The 24472-nt window shown below is 41.0% G+C and carries 12 protein-coding genes; 7 read left to right on the forward strand and 5 right to left on the reverse strand.

What is annotated here, in order from left to right; genetic code table 11:
• Positions 1-162: 162 nt before the first annotated feature.
• A complete protein-coding gene (locus D0469_RS12415) occupies positions 163-1179 on the forward strand; it encodes an LCP family protein (RefSeq protein WP_117327059.1) in 1017 nt (338 codons plus the stop codon).
• A 304-nt stretch (positions 1180-1483) separates the two neighbouring features.
• A complete protein-coding gene (locus D0469_RS12420; protein WP_117327060.1) occupies positions 1484-2524 on the forward strand; it encodes an LCP family protein in 1041 nt (346 codons plus the stop codon).
• Between the two features lie 916 nt (positions 2525-3440).
• Here the strand turns inward: D0469_RS12420 and D0469_RS12425 are convergent.
• Positions 3441-4490 carry a glycosyltransferase family 4 protein gene (locus D0469_RS12425; protein WP_117327061.1) on the reverse strand — a complete coding sequence of 350 codons (1050 nt, stop codon included), beginning with the start codon at positions 4488-4490 and terminating at the stop codon, positions 3441-3443.
• 429 nt (positions 4491-4919) lie between these two features.
• Between D0469_RS12425 and secA2 the strand changes: the two genes are divergently transcribed.
• Both secA2 and D0469_RS12435 read left to right on the forward strand, forming a co-directional pair.
• The gene (gene secA2 / locus D0469_RS12430; protein WP_117327062.1) at positions 4920-7277 is read left to right on the forward strand and encodes an accessory Sec system translocase SecA2; all 2358 of its coding nucleotides are present in this window, start codon (positions 4920-4922) and stop codon (positions 7275-7277) included.
• 16 nt (positions 7278-7293) lie between these two features.
• Positions 7294-8181 (forward strand): accessory Sec system S-layer assembly protein, encoded by an 888-nt coding sequence (locus D0469_RS12435; protein ID WP_117327063.1) that lies wholly within the window; start codon positions 7294-7296, stop codon positions 8179-8181.
• A gap of 81 nt (positions 8182-8262) precedes the next feature.
• Here D0469_RS12435 and D0469_RS12440 read toward each other — a convergent pair whose 3' ends face one another.
• Positions 8263-10773: a phosphodiester glycosidase family protein gene (locus tag D0469_RS12440; RefSeq protein ID WP_158553448.1), complete on the reverse strand. Its 2511-nt coding sequence runs from the start codon at positions 10771-10773 to the stop codon at positions 8263-8265.
• A gap of 501 nt (positions 10774-11274) precedes the next feature.
• Between D0469_RS12440 and D0469_RS12445 the strand changes: the two genes are divergently transcribed.
• Both D0469_RS12445 and D0469_RS12450 read left to right on the forward strand, forming a co-directional pair.
• A complete protein-coding gene (locus D0469_RS12445; protein ID WP_117327065.1) occupies positions 11275-12717 on the forward strand; it encodes an MBOAT family O-acyltransferase in 1443 nt (480 codons plus the stop codon).
• An 11-nt stretch (positions 12718-12728) separates the two neighbouring features.
• Positions 12729-13790: a hypothetical protein gene (locus D0469_RS12450; protein WP_117327066.1), complete on the forward strand. Its 1062-nt coding sequence runs from the start codon at positions 12729-12731 to the stop codon at positions 13788-13790.
• A 120-nt stretch (positions 13791-13910) separates the two neighbouring features.
• On the opposite strand, the gene D0469_RS12455 is transcribed toward D0469_RS12450, so the two are convergent.
• From D0469_RS12455 to D0469_RS12465, 3 genes are all read right to left on the reverse strand, one after another.
• Positions 13911-17453, reverse strand: a complete 3543-nt coding sequence (locus D0469_RS12455) for a S8 family peptidase (RefSeq protein ID WP_117327067.1) — start codon at positions 17451-17453, stop codon at positions 13911-13913.
• A 1275-nt stretch (positions 17454-18728) separates the two neighbouring features.
• Positions 18729-20783, reverse strand: a complete 2055-nt coding sequence (locus tag D0469_RS12460) for a M14 family metallocarboxypeptidase (RefSeq protein ID WP_117327068.1) — start codon at positions 20781-20783, stop codon at positions 18729-18731.
• A gap of 139 nt (positions 20784-20922) precedes the next feature.
• Positions 20923-23190: an S-layer homology domain-containing protein gene (locus tag D0469_RS12465; protein WP_117327069.1), complete on the reverse strand. Its 2268-nt coding sequence runs from the start codon at positions 23188-23190 to the stop codon at positions 20923-20925.
• A 203-nt stretch (positions 23191-23393) separates the two neighbouring features.
• Between D0469_RS12465 and D0469_RS12470 the strand changes: the two genes are divergently transcribed.
• Entirely contained in the window at positions 23394-24458 is a 1065-nt protein-coding gene (locus D0469_RS12470; RefSeq protein ID WP_158553450.1) for a C40 family peptidase, read from the forward strand.
• The last annotated feature ends 14 nt before the right edge of the window (positions 24459-24472 follow it).

Below are 24472 nucleotides of genomic sequence, written 5' to 3' on the forward strand. Positions count from 1 at the left end.
GTTATCTGGAATAATAAAATTGTTCTTTTCATCTCTATATAATAAAATTTACGTTAGACTTCTAAATAAGTTGATAGTTTACCATTATTAAAACAGCATGTGATAGATTTCACCACTACTTTTAAATGCGGATATTGCGCATTTACAATAAAGGAGTATTTTATGGAACAAAAAACAAGAAGGGTATATAGGGTAAGAAAGAAAAAGAAGAGGCTGCGCAGATTCGTAGCATTTCTTTCCATTGTATTATTATTAGCCATAGGATTTGGCGGGTATATTTTTTATCAAACATATTCAGCGGCAAGTGATTCATTTAGCGCCCTAGATAGAGGAACAAAGTCTGACCTGCGGGAGGAAAAGGTTCATTTAAGCAAGAATCCAGTCTCCATCCTGTTTCTGGGAGTAGAGGATTACTCCACAAAAGGGGAAGCCGGGCGTACTGATTCCATCATCGTGGGTACTTTTAATCCAGATTTGAAAACGATGAAGCTGGTAAGCATTCCAAGGGATACACGGACTTATATTCCCGCAAAGGATAGAAAAGGCAAAATCAACGGAGCATATAATGAAGGAAAAGATTCAACTATTGATACAGTCGAACACCTGTTAGACATTCCAATCGATTATTATGCTACCGTTAACTTCGAAGGATTTAAGGAAATAGTTGATGAACTGGGCGGTGTTGAAGTCCAGGTTCCATTTGATTTCTGGGAGTACACTGATACTTTCCCTAGGGAAAAAATCTATTTTGAAGAAGGCCCTGCTACATTAGACGGAGAAGAAGCACTCGCTTATGCCAGAATGCGGAAGCGTGATGACAGAGGTGACTACGGCCGTAACGACAGGCAAAAAGAAATTATTAAAGCTTCAATTGATTCTATGGTAAAACCAGCAAACTTGTTAAAAATCGATGATATTGCAAAGCACGTCGGGGATAATGTGGAAACAAATATTAAAATGAGCGAAGGAATTGCCTTTTTAAATAAATATAAAACCTTCAACTCAGATGATATTGAAACATTGACACTCGAAGGCGGCGAGGACAGAATAGGCGGCGCATTTTACTTCATTCCATCCGATGAAAGCTTGCAAAATGTACAAAACGAGCTGAAAAAACATCTCGACATGCCTGTTGAAGAAGATGAAACCGAAGAATCTGATTCACAGAACGAACAGTAATAAAAAAGAGGGTAACCCCAAAAGTTTGCTTTGGGATTACCCTCTTTTTTATGAAGGTTGTGTTAAACTGCCTGTGGATTTCCACCCCAGTACTCGCTTTCCGCGGGCGGCCAACTCCAAAAAAATGTAGTGAGAAGATTAGTATTAATAAAAAAATTCTAATTTACGAGCTTGATAAATAAATGTACAATATAGCTTGTGTGATTTGTAAACTTTACCTATTTTTAATTCTTATAATTTATGCTGATTGGACTAAAATCAGATACTTCCCTATACACCAAGAAAAAATAAAAGGGGAAACTTTATGTATGATTCACGACGATCTAACAGAGTGATAAAAAAGAAGAAAAAGAAGAGTAAGTTAGCTTTTTTCCTGTTAACGCCACTATTGCTGCTTGCATTGTTTGTAACCGTTTATGGAACTTTTCTGTATAACAAGGCAGAGAATGTTGTTGCCGATTCATATGAAGAAATGGATACAGACATTGGCTCCTCCGAAAAACCTAAGGAAGCAGTTGTCAAACCAGACGTAAATAACACTTCTATCCTGTTCATCGGAGTTGACGATAGCAATTCCCGGAGCTTTGAAGAAGGAACCCGTTCTGACGCACTTATGCTGGCCACGTTTAATGAAGAAGAAAAATCTGTAAAGCTTTTAAGCATCCCACGCGATTCTTATGTACATGTTCCCGGCAATGACACTTACACAAAAATTAATCATGCTTATGCTATTGGCGGGCCGAGCGAGACCGTTAAAACGGTGGAGGAGCTTCTTGACATACCAGTCAATTATTATGTAAGGATGAACTTTTATGCCTTTATTGATGTAGTTGATGCCTTAAATGGTGTGGAAGTGGATGTTCCCTACTTGATAAGGGAAAAAGATACGGAGGATAATCGGAATGCAATCCGCCTTGAGCCCGGCAGACAGCTGTTGAACGGTGAGGAAGCCCTGGCCTTTGCAAGGACTAGAAAAAAGGACAATGATCTAGAACGCGGCAAACGCCAGCAGGAAGTTATCCAGGCAATTATGAGTAAAGCTACCTCCGTAACATCCATTTCAAAATATACCGATGTAATGGAAGCAGTTGGTGATAATATGAAAACCAATATGACCTTTTCAGTGATGAAGGATTATGTCGCATACACAATGGCTGGTACTGCTCAAAACATTGAAAACCTGCAGCTTGCAGGTCAAGATTCACGAATAGATGGTGTTTATTATTACGAGCTGGATGAAGAAAAACTGGAAGAGACTCAATTGATACTAAAACAACATTTAGACCTAGACAGTTCTACCGATTTGGCACAAGAAGAACCCACCTCATTAGAACAGCAACAGTAACTAAATTCAATTCACCAATCCAAGCATTCTGCCCTTTTAAGGAATTAACAGTTCCTGAAGGGCATTTTTTTGTTTTAATTTTTTTGCAATGATCAAAACCAATTTACGGATCGGCTTTCTTCGGTAGATGTAAATTGCGGGCTGGAGTTCCGCCAAACTAACGGAATCCAAAAACATATTAATTCGGGATGACTAATAATGTTTTACTTACCGATATGCTTGAAAAATATAATTCGCGGGCGCTAATCATGTATTTACTTACCGATTTCATTAGGAACACGTAATTTTCGGGCACTAAATATTATTTTACTTACCGACATTTACAGAAAAAGCTTATCCCGGGCATTAATTTTTGATTTACTTACCGATCTCAAGCCAATAAGCAATTTACGGGCACTAATTAACGATTTACTTACCCGCATTTACAAAAAAGGCTAATCCCGGGCATTAAATTTTGATTTGCTTACCGATCTCAAGCCAATAAGCAATTTACGGGCACTAAATATTATTTTACTTACCGATATTTACAAAAAAGGCTAATTCCGGGCATTAAATTTTGATTTGCTTACCGAAATCAAGTGAAAAATTTTATTCCGAGCACAAATCTTATTATTTACTGGCATTGTAAAAATATGTACATTACAGGATAGAAAAAATGAGTAATTAACTATGATTTCCCAACCTCGTGCTTTTAAACGAACTTCCCTACTTCAAAAATTCCCCTAATAGCAAACCAAAGTCTCTCTGGATAATGCGGAGGAAAGTACAAAGCTGCACAGCTTGTCATGATCAGATCTAGTCATTAAAGCTGAATTTCTTCTAATAGAAACCGCAGCTAGCATCTATGCAATTTTACCCCTTTCTCGTGTTTAAACCAAAAGAATCCCCATCAAGAAATATGATGGGGATTGACGTTTTAGTTATTCTCATTTTTACCGCTTAACAGCCTTAGGAGTGGTTGATATTCCTTACCGACAAGGCCGATTTTTTCTACTGTTACTTCAATAATTAACACCAATACACCAATTATGATCATGGCGCCCCAGATGGTTGCCATGGAGAATATCACAGCTGCTACACCAAACAACGCGGCAATTGCATAAATCAGCAATACGGTTTGTCTGTGGGAGAACCCAACACGTAACAAGCAGTGATGCAAGTGCGATTTATCAGGAGCACCTAATGGTTTTTTATGAACAATTCGACGAATGATCGCAAAGAATGTATCAGAGATTGGAACTCCGAGGATAATAACTGGTACAATCAGCGAGATCATCGTTGTACTTTTAAAGCCAAGCAGTGATAACACTGCAATAATATATCCGAGGAATAACGCTCCGGTATCACCCATAAAGATTTTCGCGGGATGGAAGTTATAAACAAGGAACCCTAATGTGCTTCCAAGCACAATTAATGCAACACTTAAAACGAATATATCCCCTTTTAGGAACGCCATTGCGGAAATGGTAATCAGCGCGATAGATGAAACGCCGGCAGCCAGACCGTCCAATCCATCAATTAGGTTAATTGCGTTCGTAACCCCTACGATCCAAATAATGGTCAGCGGTATGCTGAAAATCCCAAAATGGATCTGCCCGTCAAACGGAAGGTTGATGTAGTCAACCTGGACTCCGCCAGCAACAACTACTACCAATGCAGCTGCAACCTGTCCCAGAAGCTTAATTTTTGCAGAGAGCTCGAATAGGTCATCCAACACTCCTGTAACAATTATGATAACACTTCCGATTATGATGGGAATGGCACTTGCATTATACGGGTTCAGAATAAGAAGCCCGATGATAAAGCTGATATATATGGCAAGTCCGCCAAGTCTCGGCATGATTTTTTGATGCACCTTGCGATGGTTCGGCTTATCAGTTGCCCCGATTTTAATGGCGAATTTTTTTACGATTGGTGTAATAATTATTGATGCGATAAAACATATTAACAAGGTAAGGTAAACCATGAAGTACCTCCTAAGAATTATCATAACCAGATTTCATACAGAGTAGTTAGGTAAAACAATTCAAGCACCCCAGTTTCTGGGGCCATCCCTAGGGACATAATCCGTGGCAGTTATCATCAAAGTTCTTTTTACCGTGTTTAAACTGACCGCACTGAAAAAATGGCAGCCCACATTTTCGTATCATTCTAGCTTATTTTACTTAAAACCTCACATTCTTTCAAACTATTTTTTACTAATTTCGTCAAAATTATATTACCCACTTACCTAGAACTAGTAACACACAAAATATACCCACTATGTAAGACATCTTAACCCATATTAATGTTACATATTTTTCTAGTTCTCCAAAGTATAGTAAATAAACACGAGTTTTGGTAAGATATTATAATGATAGAAATAATGCGAAAGCCATTAAGGAGCGTTTAATTCATGTTTTCGTTTCTCAAAAATACCTTTGGAGACAGCAATCAGAAAAGGCTAAAAAAGTATTACAAAGATGTAGAAGCAATCAACTCACTCGAGTCTAAATATGAAAAATATACGGATGACCAGATTAAGAATATGACCGTCTCCTTTAAGGAAGAACTAAACAATGGAAAAACTGTTCAGGATATCCGCAACGATGCTTTCGCTGTTGTTCGCGAGGCTTCCAAGCGCGTGCTGGGCATGAGGCATTTTGATGTTCAATTAATTGGCGGCCTTGTTTTATCTGAAGGAAATATTTCAGAAATGGCGACCGGGGAAGGAAAGACCCTTGTGGCCTCTTTGCCGAGCTATTTAAGGGCCCTTGAGGGTAAGGGCGTTCACGTTATTACGGTCAACGACTATCTGGCGAACAGAGACCGAAACATCATCGGCCAAATTCATGAATTTCTGGGTTTAACCGTTGGGTTGAATCTGCCGCTCATGCAAGCAGATGAAAAGAGATCTGCCTACCAAGCCGACATCACATACGGTGTAGGCACAGAATTTGGTTTTGATCATTTGCGAGACAATATGGCAAGAAGCAATGAAGACAAGGTACAAAGACCGTACCATTTTGCCATTATTGATGAAGTCGACAGCGTATTAATTGATGAAGCTAAAACACCGCTCATTATTGCTGGCAAAATGCAGTCCAGTGCCGATTTACATTATATTGCAGCCCGCCTTGCTAAACGATTTAAAAAAGATACGGATTATTCTTTCGATGATGAAACAAAGGCTACAAGCCTTACCGACGAAGGAATTGAAAAAGTTGAAAAAGCGTTTGGTGTTGGAAACCTCTATGAGCTGGAACACCAGACATTATACCATTATGTGATTCAGGCTGTACGTGCCCATGTCATGTTTGAACGCGATGTTGATTATATCGTAAAAGATGGCAAAATTATGCTAGTTGATATGTTCACAGGAAGAATTATGGAAGGACGTACACTGAGTGATGGTCTTCATCAGGCTATTGAAGCAAAAGAAGGCTTAGAAATCACAGATGAAAATAAAACTCAAGCCTCTATCACTATCCAAAACTACTTCAGAATGTATCCAACACTTTCGGGTATGACTGGAACAGCCAAGACCGAGGAAAAAGAATTTCAGCAGGTATACGGAATGGATGTTATCCAGATACCGACTAACAAAGAAAAAATTAGAGTGGATATGCCTGATCTGGTTTTCAAATCAGTAAGTGATAAATACTCTGCAGTAGCGGAAGAAGTTGCAAAGAGACACTCTACCGGACAGCCTGTACTGGTTGGAACTACATCGATTTTGCAATCTGAAAAAGTTGCAGAATACCTTGATGAAAAAAACCTATCCTATGAAATTCTAAATGCTAAAAGCGTTGAACAGGAAGTGGAGCTCATCTCCATTGCTGGCCAGCGAGGCCAGATTACCATTGCGACAAATATGGCTGGACGAGGAACGGATATTTTACTGGGAGAAGGCGTTGCTGAACTTGGCGGCCTTCATGTTATTGGTACCGAAAAGCATGAAAGCAGGCGGGTTGATAACCAGCTTCGCGGACGCTCCGGACGCCAGGGCGATCCGGGATCTTCCCAGTTCTTTATCTCGCTGGAAGACGATATGTTCCGCCGATTTGCCAAGGATGATCTAGAGAAATTAAACAAAAAGCTGCAATATGCGGAAAACGGACTTATAAAATACAGCAAAGTAGATGAGTTTGTTGATAGAGTTCAGAGGATTGTTGAGGGTGCCAATTATTCCATGCGTGAATTTAGCCTGAAGCTGGATGATGTAATCAATGAACAGCGTGGAATTATTTATAAGCTGCGGAATAACGTCTTATCTGAGAATGATGTGCTTACACTAGCCATGCCGATGATTTCTTCCTCAATGGATGAGGCCATCTATAATGCATGTCCGGAAGAAAAGGATCCTGAAGAATGGACAATTGATCGGCTTAAATCCCAGCTGGATGATCTAATGCCGGGCCACACAGCTGCAATTTCAAACGATATAGAAAACGTGAAAGCCGTTGAAAATGCAGTTCGTCCAATTTTGAAAAATTATCTTGCAGACTTAGAACAGCTTATCGATAATGCTGAATTGCAAAAATCACTGAAGTATTTAATGGCAGCTGTGATAGACAAACACTGGGTACTTCACCTCGAAAATATGACGCGGCTTAAAGAAGGAATCGGCTTAAGGCACTACCAGCAGGAAGATCCAATGCGTCTATATCAAAGAGAAGGCCTGGAGCTGTTTACCATTGCATTCAGAAAAATAGAAAAAGATATCGCGCTGCAAACGGCCCGGCTGGTAAGAGCGCATACAAACGGTATGTAACGAAAGGAGACTGACCATGCTTTCCATATTTCGCAGAAAGAATAAAGATAAATTAAAAAAAGAAGGAAACGACAGTACCATCTCCTCGGAAGAGCTTTTAAATGAATCGGAAGAATCTAAGGATGAGGATATAGATACTGAACTGTCACTGCATCCAGACTGGGATATTCCAAGTGAACAGCAGTATGTGTACCGATTTTTAAATAACGAACTGGAACCATTAAAACCAAATCAAATTTCCCTTTCAGGCATTGAACTGCGCCCGGAAAACAATGGTGTTGCAGTCATTGCCTTTGTAAGGAACAGCTTAAACAAACCAATTAAAATGGATGACGTTAAGCTACTGCTCTTGGATTCAAATCAAACACCAATCGCCAGACACACTTTTAACTTCGCAGAGCTGGGAGAAATTCCAGCTAAAAGCAGCCGGCCATGGATGTTTGTTTTCCCTTCTGAAACACTGTTAACTACAGATATCACCACTAAAGACTGGACGCTGGCTTTTGAGATAAAGCCAAAGCACCGGCTGGAGCTGGATGAGTCTTGGCAAAATAGTCTTGAACAAGAAGATAAAACAAAGCTCGAACAGCTTGTTAATGGCCTGGAGCCTCCTAAAGAAGGCGAAGTTAACTTCATGGGGCTGCGTGCTGTTGTAGCGGAGACCGGTGACCTTCATGTGACCGTACTTATCAGAAATGGCAGCGACAAGAACATTCAAATCCAACAGCTGCCCTTGGAAGTGTTCGATGCGACTGACAAGTTAATTGCCAAAGGCGGCTTTACGTTAGACAACTTTGAAGTCAAAGCTCACACTACCAAACCATGGACGTTTATTTTCCCTAAAAGTCTGGTTCTGGAAGAGACGATTGATTTATCAAAGTGGAAAGTTGCGCCTGTACAGTAAAAATAATCAGTAAAAAGCCCTGATCCGCTTGGATAAGGGCTTTTCACTTTGATAAACGCTGAATTTCGTATTTAGCAAATGTTATTTAACTGTAAAGACTTTATAAACATCCTTTGTCATCGGTTTTCCTTTTGATGATGCAACATGTCTTGTGATAACTAGCTGATAGTTTTTGCCTGCTTCATATCCTTCTGCCGGTGCGCTCACTTTTACGGCTTTTAGGTCGCTTGTGACACTTACACTAACAGGCTGGCGTGTGCCGGTTTCATCCTCCACATAGACTGTTGAGTTATTGATGGATGCTTTATTCATTTCCATATTAAATTTGACTGTCCATTCCTTCTCTGCTGCTACTGCCGGTGGATTTGAAGCTGTAAAATACCGTTCGGAGTGATTATCCGTGTAAATAGCCTGCAGCCGGTCCAGATAAATAGAACCTTTGTTTTTGTTGACTTCTACCGTTTCAGCAAAATAGACTCTCTCCAGTGATAATGGATAGGTGACATTTGATGGAACTGCAGCTTCAACATATCTCCAGCCATACCAATTCAAACCGCCTGGAACTGTAAAGTCAACTGTAACTGCTTTTCCTGCAGCATCAAACAGCTTCCCTCTCAGCCAGTGCTTCTTGCCATCGCCATGTACCCAAACACCAATTTTCATTGGCTGGCCTGGAACAGCAATCCGATTTGGCGCAACCAAGTAGGATGCTGATGTTCCCGTTCCGGTTCCTGAGAAATCATAGCTTAGTTGAACAGCACCATTTCCTTCTTTTTGAGTACCATTCTGGATAACCGAGAATGCTGTTTTGGACTTAGCGCTTTCCGCTCTCCATCCGCCTGTGGAATCAAGCGATTGAATGGTAACTGGTTTATCACTAACTGTAACTGGCACCGAAACCTTTTTCCCGCCAAATTCAGCTGCCAATGTTCCTGTACCGTCTGCAGCGGATGCAGTGAAGATGCCATTCTGGATTGTCCCGATACTGCCTTGAACGCTCCAATTAATTAATCCCTGATCAATTGCCAGACTCTTTCCGCCTGCATCATATGCGTTCACAGTAATCTTCTGGCTTTTGCCTTTTCCAATATACAATGGTGAAGGTGAAGCTGTTAAACGGGCAACGGATGATGTTACCGTAACAGGCACTGCTGCTTGGACATTTCCGTATTTAACGATTACATTGCCCGTGCCAACCTTCTCTGCAATAAACTTGTTTCCTTCTATTCTTCCAATCCTGCTGTCTGCCACAAGAGTAATATTTTGGTTATTGATTGGTAAAAGATTATTGTAGTTATCGAGTGCAGAGGTAACTTCAAACTGAGCTGAAGATCCGAGAATGATATTTCCTTCCGTCGTCTTTCTTGCTGATATTTTTACAGGTGCCCCATATGGTGCCGTGCTAACAGCTTCTAATATAGCTGAAATGGAACGCTGAGAACCTCCGGAAGGCATATTGACTAAAGAAGCATAACGGTCTCCAGGAATTCTTGCGGCCATGGTGGTAGATCCGCCGCCATCCAGGTTAATCGCCTGGTAAGCACCGAGCTTTACAAGATGATCGGCGAACTCCTTCATTGTCATGCCGCCGCTGACACCTGATTTAATGTCTACTGTTACCATAAACACCTTTCTGCCGGTTGAATCAATCGCAACCGCTGTGCGAGCAGTCCGGGCCGTTGCACGTGGACTTGTTGGCGCAATGGTCATATTTGTTTTCCCGCCTTGGACCAATAATGGGCCGCTTGCCAGGATAAACTTAGCATTCTTCCATTTTGCATCAACATCTATTTTCAATGAAATAGGGTCACCAATTTTCAGGGCTCGAATTTGATCTACAGATAGTCCAGCTGCAGAAATAACATAACCGTCCGGAGGGATTGTGGCACTTGTTGTCTGTCCATATGGCCTGATCGATGCAACCTTCCCTTCAATGGATTCACCAAAACCTACTGATGAATTGATATTTTTAGAAAGGTTCTTTACGACAATCTCCATCCCGGTTGAATTGGTTCTGGTATTGTCATAACGCCAGGTTGAAGTGTACAGAATGCTTTCATCTGCTTCACGGTTTCTATTAACTCCGCTGAGTGTATAGGTCTGATTGTGATGGGTAATCGACATATTCAGGTTATATCTGTCTATTAAACCTAGGCCCTTCTCATTTATCCCAAAGGCAGCCGGAACATGCATAAAGCCCGTGTCCGCCTCCGCCCCGGTGCCTAAATTCATAATTTGATTATTCCGGGCTAGCAAGAAGGACGGATTGCCCGTATCAAAATGAAAGAAAGAAGCATTTACTGCACCGACCACATGATGGTTTTCATATGTATGCTGCTTTGCTAGATTCGTTAGTGCAGTTAATTTTGTAAGGGGTGAAGCAACACCGAGGTCAATCGTGGTATAAGGATCATTCAAATTGACATTTAATATGTTTACCGATTGAGTTTTATTCGCGACTATTGGCTTTGTCTTATTTAATTGGACACCAGGTGTCAAATTAATAGGAGCAGCCAGCACAGAGCTTTCAAATAATAGTGCCGCAACAAAAAAACTTAATACAAACGCAATACTTTTTGTATATCTCTTCAAAGAACAAACAACCTTTCTCTTCTTTTTTAATCTATTAAAAGGCAACAGTTTCATCTTCTAAATTATATACTACTAGTATTTTATTCCAAGAGAAAACTAGCTATTGGCATTTTTTTCTACTAAAATCCCGGACAAAAAAAAAGCTGCCTGCTAAATATATATTTAGCAGGCAGCTTTTTCAGCCAGGACCAACCATTTTCCAACAAATATGCAATACAAAACGGAATGTGTTATTACAATAAATATTTTATCACATCGGCAATGTAATACAAGATAAAATTATGTAAATTTTCCTATGTTGGGTAATTTATTTAATAAACCCACCTTTTTCCATACATTGAAACTTACCTATATATTATTACCCAGTCTTTATTATAATAAAACCTCTTTTTATTCGTTTTTTTATAAAACAATTTTCCATTATCAGCGTTAAGTTGTATCTCTCATTATTGTATAGTATGATTTATATATTTGATAGTTTTCCTAATGGAGGAGAGCCTTTTGATCTTTAATTCTTTTGAATTTATCTTTTTATTCCTTCCCACCGTTTTTGTGGTGTATTTCATTTTAAATAAAATTAATTTCACTTTATCAAAAGCATGGCTTCTGGCAGCCTCGCTCTTTTTTTATGGCTGGTGGAACCCGATCTACTTGCCATTGCTTCTTTTTTCTTTAATCGTTAACTTTATCATAGGGACAACCCTTGGAAAAATGGAAGCTGGCCGAAAGAAAAAGGCGCTTTTGACAGCAGGGATTCTTTTTAATGTCGGGCTGCTTGGATATTTCAAGTATTATGATTTTTTCATTTCCAATGTAAACGCTGCGTTCAATACCGATTTTAATGTGTTAAATCTCATCCTGCCCCTTGCGATCAGCTTTTACACGTTTCAAAAGATCCCTTACCTGGTGGATTCTTATCACGGGGAAACCCGCGGATACAACTTCCTTAATTACGGTTTGTTCGTATCTTTCTTCCCGCAATTAATCGCCGGTCCTATCGTGCAGCATAATGATGTCATGGCGCAATTTTTAAATAAAGAAAACCGGAAAATCAACTATCGCAACATAGCAGCTGGGCTGTTTATTTTCGGAATCGGCCTCTTTAAGAAGGTCGGCATTGCTGATACGTTCGCCGAATGGGCAAATAAAGGGTATAGCACAAACGGTGAGTTGAACTTTATTGATTCTTGGGTTACCGCGCTGTCATATACTTTCCAGCTCTACTTTGATTTCAGCGGATATTCAGATATGGCCATTGGCGCGGCATTACTCTTCAATATTGTATTGCCAATCAATTTCAATTCACCATACAAGGCGCTTAATATCCAGGACTTCTGGAGAAGATGGCATATGACGCTATCAAGCTTCTTAACAAGGTACATCTATATCCCGCTTGGCGGGAATAGAGTAGGTCCCGGCAGGACTTATATTAATATCGCCATTGTATTCTTTATCAGCGGAATCTGGCATGGTGCCGGCTGGACATTTATCATCTGGGGCGTTATGCACGGAGCGGCCAGTGTGATTAACCGTTATTGGAGCAGGGCCGGATTTAAGATGCCAAAGCTTTTAGCCTGGTTTATCACCTTCCAATTCGTCAATGCTGCCTGGGTCTTCTTTAGAGCTCCTTCTGTGGACGCAGCTGTAAATGTTCTAAAGGGAATGGTCGGTTTGAATGGCTTTAGTCTGCCTTCCGGTTTTCAAAACACCGTATTAAGCAGCCTGAATCTTCCTTATTATAACTTTACAATCGCAGAAAGCTTCCAATGGGTGGCCATTGCTTTATTAATCGGCTTTATTATTTCTGTTTTTGCAAAAAACTCAATCCAGCTCAGGGATCAACTGAAACCAAATATTATTTCTGCTCTATACATTGCGATACTGCTGATATATTCAGTATTCCAGCTGCAGCAGGTTTCAGAATTCCTATACTTCAACTTTTAGGGTGAATCCTTATGTCACATAAATCTTTTGTAATCACTGTAATGTCGATTGTACTCGCTTGTGTACTTTCGTCGGCATCCTTTATATATTTTATCGATCCGATGTGGACGTTCGGGCACGCGAATGCATACAACGATGTCCAAACTGTCGTTGATGAAAGGCAGCAGAAAACCAATACGATTCACTTTCAGCCATTTGAATATGATACCCTGCTGATTGGCAGCAGCCGCAGCACATATATCAATCAGCATGATTTTTCAGGGATGAATGTATATAATTTTTCAGCCAGCAACTTGTCAGTTCGTGAATATAATCCCTTTATTGAATATGCGAAAAAAAGACGCGGCAAGGAATTCGACAGAGTCATTCTTGGAATCGACTTCTTTAAAACGAGCAGGGATCAAAGCACAACCACGCTATCCCTGGACCGTTATATCACAAAAAGCAACGAACGCTTTTACCGATACAAAAATCTATTATCCTGGGATTTGCTGGAGTACTCATATCAGAACTATAAAATGTCCAGAGACAACACTGTTTTAGAAGAGCGTAACTATAATCGTGAAAATGCAGCATCGGCACGTAAGATCTCTCCGGAAAAAGTAAAGCAGCAAACAGAAGGAAAAATTGAAAAGTTCAGGGAAATGTTTTACGGGAAAACGTACGCATACAATCCCCAGTATAAAAATATATTGATGCAGCTGAAAAAGAACAATCCGAACACAGAATTTATTATTTTTACAACACCTATCTCCACTCCATTATTCAAGGAGCTGGTCGCCCAAAACAGGCTGCCTGCATATGAACGCTGGCTTACAGATGTAACCGATGTGTTTGGCGGAGTTCATAATTTCATGTATCCAAACACAGTGACAAATGATATAAACAACTACTTTGACGGACACCACTTTTATCCTGAAACCGGTACACTCATTGCCCACCGCTTGAGCGGGGAAACCGGCGATGTTCCTAAAGATTTCGGAATGTATGTAACAAAAGAACAACTTCCGGCACACTTACAGATGATCAGGAAGAAAGCTGCTGAGCTTGTAAAGTCAAATGAGGGTAAGTAATAAAAGATCTGGAGACATTAATTCAATGACACTAATAATTCGCACGAATGCTATCAGATGAAAATTGAATCTCCATACGAAAAAAGCGGCTTCCACTGGAAACCGCTTTTTTCTTTCATTTTAGTTCATATATATCTGTAGCGTATATGGCTGAAGGCTGGCATTGCCATACGCTTCTTTTACCTCGATATGGTATTTCCCTTTTTTCAGGCTGAGGTATAAGGCTTCCTCATCACCTTCAGGGTAGTAGTCTGCAGTGGCGACCAGCTTGCCATTTTGATAAACATTGATGATACTATCAATATTTTTCTCGGCTGACAGCTTAATGACCCCTGAAGTATCTCTGTTTAGGCTGTACTCGTACCAATCGGCATCTCCATTTGCTACTCCGGTATTAAAGTAACCTGTTGCTTTATGAAGCTGAGCTTTCATCTGCTTCATTTTTAGCGGCTTGGAAGGAATATTGTTCTTTACAACGGAGCCTGCGTCTTCATCCTTCAGCTTGGCAGCTCCCATTGTGAATGTATAAGGAGTCAATGTTAAAGGTCCGTTTACATATGCTTCAAGTGCGATAAAGTAGTTTTTTCCCTTTTCCATTTTGATTGATCCGTGCGTGTAGCCAGGACCACCTTTTTGAATATAATGGGCATAATTGAATTCCTCATCATCAATTTTCCGATTGTTGTTTCGGTCTTCGATGATTGCTGCCAAGCCCATAAATTCGTTTACCAGCTCCTTCGGGTAGTGGGCGAGCTCACTTGATTTCTGGTTGGCAGAAATGGTAATGCCATTTATCACTGTCTCCTTCGCTTCATAATAGAAGATATCTCTGTCTCCAGGCATTGAAAAATTACCTGTAAAAACTGAACCCGGAATATTCTTCACGTTTTCTAATTTGTCATTATCCTCGTATTGGTCACTCGGGTTAACGATTGCCACTTTGGAGCTCAGCTCATATGGCTCAAAGGAAATGCTGTCACTTTCATTAAAGAAATTCGGCCTGATTGCGATCAGGTAGGTTTCTCCCTTCTTAAACCCTGTATACACCTTCTCCTTGGTGGTAATGGCACCCATGCCCCAATTAATGTTTTCTCCTAAATAATTCAGGTTTAATACTTTTTCTCCATCCTCTGTTTTGTCCTCAACAAGCTGAAAGATTTCCATGTATGGAATTTTCTTTTCTTTGTTAGTAAGTTCCATTTCGAGAATCGCTGTTTCAGAAGGCTTCACAACATACCAATCTTCATCGGCTGTACTTTGCAGATAGGCTGTTGCTTGCTTTCCTGCTTCATAGGGCAATGCGTTCTTTAATATTCCTTCAATATAACTATTTTGTTCCTCAATATAAGGATCGGCCGCAGCATATACAGTTTCCCTTAGCTGTGCAAGCTTCGTTGATGCCTCTTTAGTGGCTTCCGGGTTCCCCTTGCCCTCTTCTTCATTCATTGGGTACTTATCTTCATCCGGAGGGAACACCTTGCTGTCCATTTTGATCTGATATGGAATAAGTGATTGTTCAGCTTTCGTCTCAGTGCTTAGTGACCTCATACCCATCATAAAAAATTCAAATAAACCATAACGGTTATCCGGTTTGTTGGATACTTTTAAAATATACTCCTGGCCTGCACCTGCCGTAAAGGTCAGTACGTCTCCGTCACTTGTTCCGCCGCTGTTTGAATAGAACATCGGCTCGATTGGCTGCTTTCCTTCGAGCATTTCTTTCAGCATCTGTGCTTTTGCTTCTTCAGTCAGCTTCCCGTCCCCGGCGGCTGGTGGTCTTGACTCAATGTCTGCAGGCGGCACGATTCCATCCATACTATAGACGCTCAGGTTTGAGTTAACTCCTGGAACCCCGGTTGTAGAGATATTAATCAGTTGGTCTGCTGCTGATTTAAAAGTATAGTAATCGTTATCGCCGCCCTCGCCAATGAAGGTGAACCCGTCTTTGGATTGGAAAGGCAATTGGTCAATGGGAACCATCTTTTCAACAGTGGAATCGTCGGCAGTTAATGTGTTCGTTTTATTGACAGTCAGCTTATATGCTGATTGTTTTTTAGCTGAAGAATCATAGCTGCTATGAACATCCTTCACGCCGATTGCGACTGTTCCTGTAAATGGCGCCTTTATGAATTTACCCTCCTGTTTACCGGCCGTTACATTGTTCACTTCCGTTGTCTGGGTATCTTTTTCGCCATACAGATGGACCATTAATTTATAGTCATATTGAGCAGATCCATCCAATACTGCCTGGATGTAATCGCCTTCCTTAACCGGAAACTTAATCCACTTCTGCTCATATGGTTTCGTGAATTCACCATTCTTCGTCAAGGAACCGGAAACCTGTACCTCTTCTGCATGCGCCAAAATTTCTTTTTGAGTCCACGTTTCTTTAATGAATGAAGGAACTTTCTTAATGTCGTATTGTAAAGCGGCAACAATATTAACAAGGCCGTTTCCAAACTTTCCATCAAATCCTGTTTCTCCCATGTCGTTTGCCGTCTGTTCCAAGATGTATTCAACCTGGACCGGGGTAAGGTTAGGATATTTTGAGAGCAATAGAGCCGCAGCCCCCGCTACTACAGGAGACGCCATGGATGTTCCGCTCAGTTTCCTGAAACTCGACTTTTTCTCCGCTTCGTACATCGTGCTATATACTTCTTCGCCAGGAGCGACAATATCTACAGATACTCCGAAACTTGAATATTCGGAAAGGCTGCGCTTCTCGTTCACAGAACCGACGCTGATAACCCCTTCATAGCCCGCCGGGTAGTTCACCCAATCATCCCCGTTATTTCCGGCAGCGGCCACCACCACTACCCCTTTGTCAATAGCATTCTTTACCGCGTCTTCGATCATGGGAGACGAAAATGGTCCGCCAATACTCATGTTAATCACATCGGCTCCCTTTTCAACAGCATATAAAATTCCTTGGGCTATGCTGTAGTCACTTGCCCCCCACCCTCTATCAAATACATCAACAGGCAGGATTTTAACATTTGGACTAACACCATAACCGCCAATCCCATTTTCTTTATTGGCTGCGATTATTCCGGCCACATGCGTTCCATGAAAATCAGCTGCCGGCTGGTTCATCGGACTTACGGCATTATATCCAGGCAATAAGACGTTTTGTAAATCTGGATGGCGGGAATCAATACCTGTGTCAATGACAGCAACGGTCACCTTGTTTTTACCGGCTAACCCATGCGCTTTTGCGATGTTCAGCATCGATAAATGATATTGATCGGCCACTTTTGGATCAACAGCTCCATAGGTGGTATAAAATACGGTCGGCCCTACAGATTCAACTTTGCCGATCCGCTGGTAATTTTGAATGGCTTTGTGAAAATTCTTTTTATCCTTCACCTTTACTACCGCATACTGTAGATCCGGGAACTGTTTAACAACAGTACCTCCCGCGATTCTATGCTCAGAGGCTGTGAGAGGTGTTTTATACTTAACTACTAATGTGTCGTCACTCACATTGTTTTGTTTGTCACGTGATTTATAATCCTGGAAAGGTGAGTTCCCTGTTTGAATGGACGCTATTTTAGCTTTTTTGATAGATTTAGTCTCCGCTAAAAATGACGCCGGCGATATGGTTGAAGCTAGTAAACCGGCAGTCAGGCCAATCGCAGCAGCTTGCTTGTACAGCTTTTTCATGCTCTTCCCCCTTAGTTCTTTATATGCCACTTGTTAAGTTTAACAGAATAGGATTATATTGGTAATAAATTCCGTTCCTGAAAATGGGATATCTTTCGACAATAAACTAAGTTTTCAGGGGGAGGGGAGTCCGGAATAATTTCGAAATGGGATATAGGTGGTATTCCACAACTCTTTAAAAGAATCGTTTAATCGCAGCTTATACCGAAGAGGGATTTATGCGGAATCTAGCCTGCATCATGGGGGTATATACAATCTTCCCTAAGAATGATCTGTCTTTTATTACTAATAAGGTCCATTTTTAAGGGAAATTCTATTAATTTTTAACATTTCTGTTCTGCAAATGATTGTGAATGGTTTTATTGTAGGAATGAAGTAGTTTTTAATTGGGATATCATCAACTTTTCAATTGGTATCCTTATTCAGAAGGCTTTTATACCCCAGGGGGAATGCTATCAAAACTTTTTATCGGCGACTTGGCAAATATATCGTCGACTTTCGGATTTTTATCAGCGACTTTCCAATTTTATCGTCAACTTTCGATTTTTATCAGCGACTTTCGATTTTATCGTCAACTTTCGATTTTTATCAGCGACTTTCCAATTTTATCGTCAACTTTCGATTTTTATCAGCGACTCGCCGATTTTATCGGCAACTTTTCAAATATATCGGTTTCTCGACAGATTCGGATCCGCCAACAAACTAATTTCCAAGGTATTTATAAAAGAAGGACTACCAATACTGGAGGCCCTATTCTTCACCCAGCATAATAGTTTTTACTCCAACTGTTTAAATACAAAAAGCTATTGATAAGCAGCTCATACCGAAGAGGGATTTGAGGTGTGCGGGATCTAGCCTGCCATGGGGGTATATACAATCTCCATTAAGAATGATCTGTCTTTTATAACTAATAAGGTACATTTTTAAGGGGAATTCTATTTATTTTTAACATTTCTGTTCTGCAAATGATTGTGAAGGGTTTTATTGTAGAAATGAAGTAGTTTTTTAATAGGGATATCATCAACTTTTCGATTGGTATCCTCATTCAGAAGGCTTTTATACCCCCAGGGGGAATGCTCACAAAACTATTTATCGGCGACTTGGCTAATTTATCGTCAACTTTCCGATTTTATCAGCGAATTTTCAAATTTTATCATCAACTTTCAATTTTTATCAGCGACTCGCCGATTTTATCGTCGACTATTCCAAAATCCCGACAGAGCCGTATTTATATAAAAAACAAGAAGGCCCCCGCCATATCGGGCCTTCTTGCTTCTATCTTCCAGATGCTTCACTAGCCAGCATAAGCCCGGCTTTATAGTTTTTACTCCAGACCGATGGGAAGTACGACACCGGTACTGGTCTTTCCCCGACATATTTTGATATTTCAGGAGTAAAGCCTGGCATCTTTGTTTGCATCACAAACCAGTCTTTAAAACCTCCGCCGCTTTTTGACGGGTTTTTGCTTGGTGCTACTAAACTATATCCAGTTAGGCTGCTATACCTTTTCGCGAGGTTATAGTCTCTAGTATATCTGCTTCCCGTTTGGCCATAATGCCAGAAAAGGATGTTCCCTGAAGAATGATAGGCAACTGCCGTTTTGAATGAATGCTCTTTCACAAAATTCACAATCGCAATTGTTTCAGGTTCACTAAGCGCTTTATAGCCTTTAAAGTTTTTAGGGCCAGGTTTTTTGGCATCATAATCAATCTTAGCCCAGTTCGCCGGATATTGGCGGTTCAAATCCACACCGCGGATATTTGCTTTCCAGGCAGAAAAGTCTTTTTTGCCATTATTAAGTCTCAACACTTGGGCTGGATTCTTTGCACTTAAATGTCCTTTTTGAACCAGCGTCACGCCGTCGGGATTCAGCATTGGTACGAACCAGATGCTCACATTGTTCAGTACCTGCCGTGTGTTATACCCTCCATAAACACTTCCCTTTGCGTAGGATAAGGCATATTGGTCTACCATTTCCATCAATACATTAGTAGTCATATGCTCCCTTGCGTGATGTGCGCCGTTAAAGAAGATTTCCTTTTTACCCTTCCCAAGCTTTATAGCATAAAGGTTTCTTCCATCCACAGACTTGCCGATCACCTCAGTTTTCACAAGCCCTGGATACATAATTTCAAATGTCTTGGCATCCGTGCCGAGCTGTGCATATGTATAAACACCTTTCGTGTTTGCTACTTCTGCATAGTTCGTGCTTGCCAAGTGTGGGTGGACATATCCGGTACGGCCAGCATAACTGATCTTAAACCAGTCACCTGCACGTGCAACAATTGGATACTTTTCACCCTTAGCTAGTGTAGCAATTCGAGCTGTGTTCAAACTAGTGCCCTCATAAATGAATGCATCATTTTTAATAGTCAAAGAAACCCTGCTGCTTGGCTCAGCTTTAACAATTGTTTTTCCCGTGGAAGGCACCGTTCCCTCCCTTGACACATAGCCAATCTGGCTGCCGTAGGAAATAAAGTGCCACTTTTCGTCACCTTTTAATCTCACAAACTCTTTGCCTTTTAAAAGAAAGCCTTTCTGAATCATCTTGCTTCCTTGTTTGAGATAAACTGGCTGCTTTTCATTAAGTATCGTAAAAAATTTATCCTGATCCGTGAATTCACGTACTAAATCCGTTTTTTTGATAAAGCCTGGTCTGCCGCCAACATTAACAAAATAACCTGTTTCCGTGCTGCTGATAACCTGATATGTATCTCCTGCAAACAGTTTTGCAAAAGGGACGCTTCCTGTTTCATTTTCATAGACAGGAACTTCATTTACTAAAGTTATTGTTTCAGCTGAATTTGGTAGAGAAATCGTATTTGTAATAGAAGAACCATCGGAAAGGACAGTATCCTCTTTCTTGATAAATACATCTTTATCACCAAGCTGGATGATGTGCCAATTTTCCATCTGCTGTTTTGATACAAACTCCTGATTCCCCTGTAAAGCTGCAATAGAAACCAATCGGTCATTTTTTCGAATATATACGAGGGTTTCCTGTTTTGCCGCCTTAAAATAAACGACCTCAGATTGGTCAGAAGCTGTTTGCACTGCGCTAACTTGGTTTGTTGAAGCTTGGCTGACGTTATTCTCGCTTGCACCTTGGTTGACAGCCTGTCCGCTTTGTGTCTGAACAGCCTCTATAGCGTTTTTATTCACGCCTGTTTGCTGCTCAATTTCGGCAATATTCCCACCTTCAGGCTGCTCAGTTTCGACAAGATTCCCATTTTGAGAAACTGCGTTTTGGGTTGCTGAATATGTACCGGGATGAAGCAACAAGGACCCGGATAGCAGCAGCAAACCTAGCTTTGTTTTTGCGGTTTTCATAGTTTTCTAGTTTCTCCTCCCATATTGTGTTATCCATTGGTAATTTTACCAGATTATGATCATAAGTAGCTTTGTAAAAGAAAAAACAGCCATTATTACCTAATGACTGTTTGTGGCTGCAAGAATTTACTTCTGTCTATCATTCCGCCAATAAGTCCAAGGTGTCCTTTTCAAGGGCGTCTGCAGTACGTACTGACCCATAACCTTCCACAAGATCGCCAAATCCTTGGTCACGCAGCATCTGAACAATCTCTCCTTTTATTGGCTGCTTCGTGTCTACTAAATACTTTGTTTTGGAACGTATCATTTCGTCAAAAACTTTACTCCGCGCCTGCCCGATTTCCTCAAAGCGCTCTTGGCTTAACAGCAGGTCGGCGAGCGTAAGCCAGGGGTAATCACGGCCATTAAACTCCATCCTGCCATTTACTTGGTACCATAAGTCCCCATCCTCCCTGATCCAGCGGGGATGTAAAAACTCAATAGCCGTTTGTATCTCCCTGGCCGTTTTATGATACTTCTCTTCTTTTGTTTGCTGATATGTTTCTATCAGGAAGCGCATTTCTCCAAGCGCATGATTTAGGGATACATGTGTTTTCTCGCTTCCAGGCGCATAATAATCCGCGATTAAATGGCTGGATGGGGTTACCTGTATGATATTCCCTACCGATTTTTGCTGCACTAGAAAATCTGCATACTTTCGATTAGCCGCCGCTAATTGCTCAATTCCAAATTCCTCCCCGGTATGTTTTAAAAATAAAGCCGTGTTTTCATTATGCCGGGTATCAATATATGGTGCAGTCGTTCCGTACTCTTTTTTCAGCCACGTACTTGTATATTCCGTTTTAAACACAGGAACATTTCCCGTTCGGAGCGCACCATTTGAAAAAATATTCAAATCAGCAACAGAGTTCAGGACAAGGTCATAAAAATACCTCTCCTTCAAACCCTGAAATTCCTCAAGGTAAATGCCTCCCTGCATATTACCGAGATTGCGGCCAAACGCCATCTTATAGCCTGGTTCAACAGACCACGGCAGCTTCGTATAAGCACCTTCTGCCGTTAGCCAGGAATTGATAGTGGTGTATTCCTCTATGCTTCTCTTAAACCAGTGATCCTTATTTTCCTTACTTTCAAATAGCTGTTGATTCGACAATAAAGCCCAGCTTTCAGAGACCGCATTTGCCGGCACCTTCATGTCCAGCTCCATGGACATAGAGGCGGACTCTTTATTTTGCAGGATTTTATAGCTCTCATATTCTTCAAGGAATTCCCTCAATACCGACTTTTGGCCATTCGGATATGAATGTTCCCTTTTTAAGGAAATGTAGTTTTTTCCCATCATAACGTTTCCCGCAGGCTGATCTCCGTTTTTCACAGATAAAAGACCGATGGGGTGTGATGAAGGATCAATGCCAAATGTATCGTTGTGTTTACGATCTACCATTCCATAGGAATCGATTCGGGATACATCATAGGAAGTCGCATTTGCAAATGGAAGAATAATAGAGGCTGAATGTGCACTGTTACCTTTATTTTGGAATTGTGTGTAAATAAAAGTATCACTGTTATCCAGTTTCCTTAAAGTAACCTTTAACGTTCCTTCAGAGTTTTGTGCACTGCCGATATGATAATAATAGTTTTTGTCCGTAGCCCGGATATGAGTAACAGAATCCTGCCTGATATATTGTAAGGGTAAACCCGCTGTATTCAATCGGATCTGCACTTTGTTTCCATCGCCCAGGTCCAAGGAAGTAATGGAGGGATTGGAGGTGGCCGGCTTAACTGGTGTAGAGCCTTCCAGTTTGCCGATAAAAGAAAGCATCCGGTAGATAAGTGCTGCTGACTCCCCGCGGTTCGCAATTTTCAATGGCTGAAACTTATTATCTTGTGTTCCGGAAATTAATTTATAATAGGTCATCCTTTGAACAGATTCATATGCATATTTAGAGATTAGCCTGGCATCTGTATAAACCAGCTGAGCTTTTTCGGGATAGTCTCCTTCATGCTGAACAGCCCTGTCAAGCAATGCAGCAGCGTCGGTTCGAGTTATCTTTTCATCGGCTTTTGCGTATCCCTCCACCGTACCCATGATCAGTCCAGCTTTTTTTGCGGCGGATATATCATTATATAGTTTGCTTGTTTTAGGTACATCCCTAAATGCCGAGTCTCCTTTAGGCAGCTCTAATGCCCGTACCAGAAAGGCAACAAATTGGCCTCGTGTTACTTGGGCATATGGACGAAAGGTTCCATCCTCAAACCCGCTGATAATCCCTCTTTCCTGCAAAGCATTTATCTCATTTTTTGCCCAATGGTCTTGAACGTCCACCATTGGCTCTGCACTGGCATTTATCACCGGCAATCCAACCAGGAATAGTGTTAGCATAAGCAAGTAAGCGGTCTTCTTCATGTAATCCCCCTGGATAGTTAGATTCTTCCTTAACCTGTATCAATAAACCTTTTCTGGGTAATTTATCCGCTTTAGGCAAGTTAGAAACCTCTTAACTAAAAAATTGGACTTTAGTATTAGGAGGGAAACACTAAAATTTGCAATGACAAATCCTGCAATTGCTTGGTAAAATAATGACAAAGTATTCCAAGAGGGGAAATAATATGAATAAGAATGTCATGACTGTGTCTGGCGCCCTAATTGTATCGGCTGCCATCGCTTCACCCGCCTTTGCAAGCACGCATACCGTTAAAAGCGGAGACAATTTAACAGTTATCGCAAAACTGCATTCTACAACGGTAGAAGCCATAAAAAAGCTGAATAACCTCACCTCTGATGCTATTTTCGTCAACCAGGTGCTAAAAATTTCTGATGACAAAAAACATGCCCCCATGCCTCAAACAATCACCATAGAGAAAACAAATTCTTCTACTTATACAGTTGTTGCCGGAGATTCCTTGATTAACATTGCAAATAAGCACAGCATCACCCTGTCAGAACTGAAAATCTGGAACAGCCTGACTGACTCTCTGATCTATCCCGGACAAAAGCTTACAGTCTCTATGTCCCAAAACACCACAACGGTAATACTGCCGAAGACAAAACCATCTAAACCTGCTGCAAAGCCGGTGGCTAAACCTAAAGTAAAACCTCTTTCAAATCAACATACTGTTAAAAAAGGGGACAGCCTCTGGAAAATAGCAAATCAGTATGGCATGTCTGTTCAGGGATTAGTCAGACTGAATAATCTCACGAGTGAATCCCTTTTAGTCGGCCAGTCACTAAAGATATCCGGGACAGCAACTCCTGCTGAACCTGCTGCCAATCCAGTTCCGGCAGAATCCTCCGTCACTGGTAATAAAGAAGCAAATGCAGTCGTTGAGACAGCAAAGTCGTTACTCGGAGTTCCGTATTTATGGGCGGGAGCTTCTCCTAGCGGATTTGATTGCAGCGGATTTATTTATTACGTCTATAAACAAGCCGGGTATGAAATTGCCAGAGTTAATTCCGCCACATACTTCGACATGGGAAAACCAACATCCAATCCCAAGCCAGGCGACATGGTCTTTTTCAACCCAAGCCCTGATAATAGATTTCTGATAACACATATGGGATTTTATTTGGGCAATAATCAATTTATCCACGCCAGCAGCAGTAACGGAATTGAAATCAACTCTTTAAGCACCTCCTATTACAAGCAGCGTTTGGCTGGTTTTAAGAGATTGTAAGATTTATGTTTTCC

The organism is Peribacillus saganii (assembly GCF_003429095.1).
Taxonomy (GTDB): domain Bacteria; phylum Bacillota; class Bacilli; order Bacillales; family DSM-1321; genus Peribacillus; species Peribacillus saganii.

Coding starts and splice junctions, on each gene's coding strand:
- secA2 (WP_117327062.1), top strand. CDS start 4,920: ATGTTTTCGTTTCTCAAAAATACCTTTGGAGACAGCAATCAGAAAAGG.
- D0469_RS12420 (WP_117327060.1), top strand. CDS start 1,484: ATGTATGATTCACGACGATCTAACAGAGTGATAAAAAAGAAGAAAAAG.
- D0469_RS12470 (WP_158553450.1), top strand. CDS start 23,394: ATGAATAAGAATGTCATGACTGTGTCTGGCGCCCTAATTGTATCGGCT.
- D0469_RS12450 (WP_117327066.1), top strand. CDS start 12,729: ATGTCACATAAATCTTTTGTAATCACTGTAATGTCGATTGTACTCGCT.
- D0469_RS12455 (WP_117327067.1), bottom strand. CDS start 17,453: ATGAAAAAGCTGTACAAGCAAGCTGCTGCGATTGGCCTGACTGCCGGT.
- D0469_RS12465 (WP_117327069.1), bottom strand. CDS start 23,190: ATGAAGAAGACCGCTTACTTGCTTATGCTAACACTATTCCTGGTTGGA.
- D0469_RS12460 (WP_117327068.1), bottom strand. CDS start 20,783: ATGAAAACCGCAAAAACAAAGCTAGGTTTGCTGCTGCTATCCGGGTCC.
- D0469_RS12415 (WP_117327059.1), top strand. CDS start 163: ATGGAACAAAAAACAAGAAGGGTATATAGGGTAAGAAAGAAAAAGAAG.
- D0469_RS12425 (WP_117327061.1), bottom strand. CDS start 4,490: ATGGTTTACCTTACCTTGTTAATATGTTTTATCGCATCAATAATTATT.
- D0469_RS12435 (WP_117327063.1), top strand. CDS start 7,294: ATGCTTTCCATATTTCGCAGAAAGAATAAAGATAAATTAAAAAAAGAA.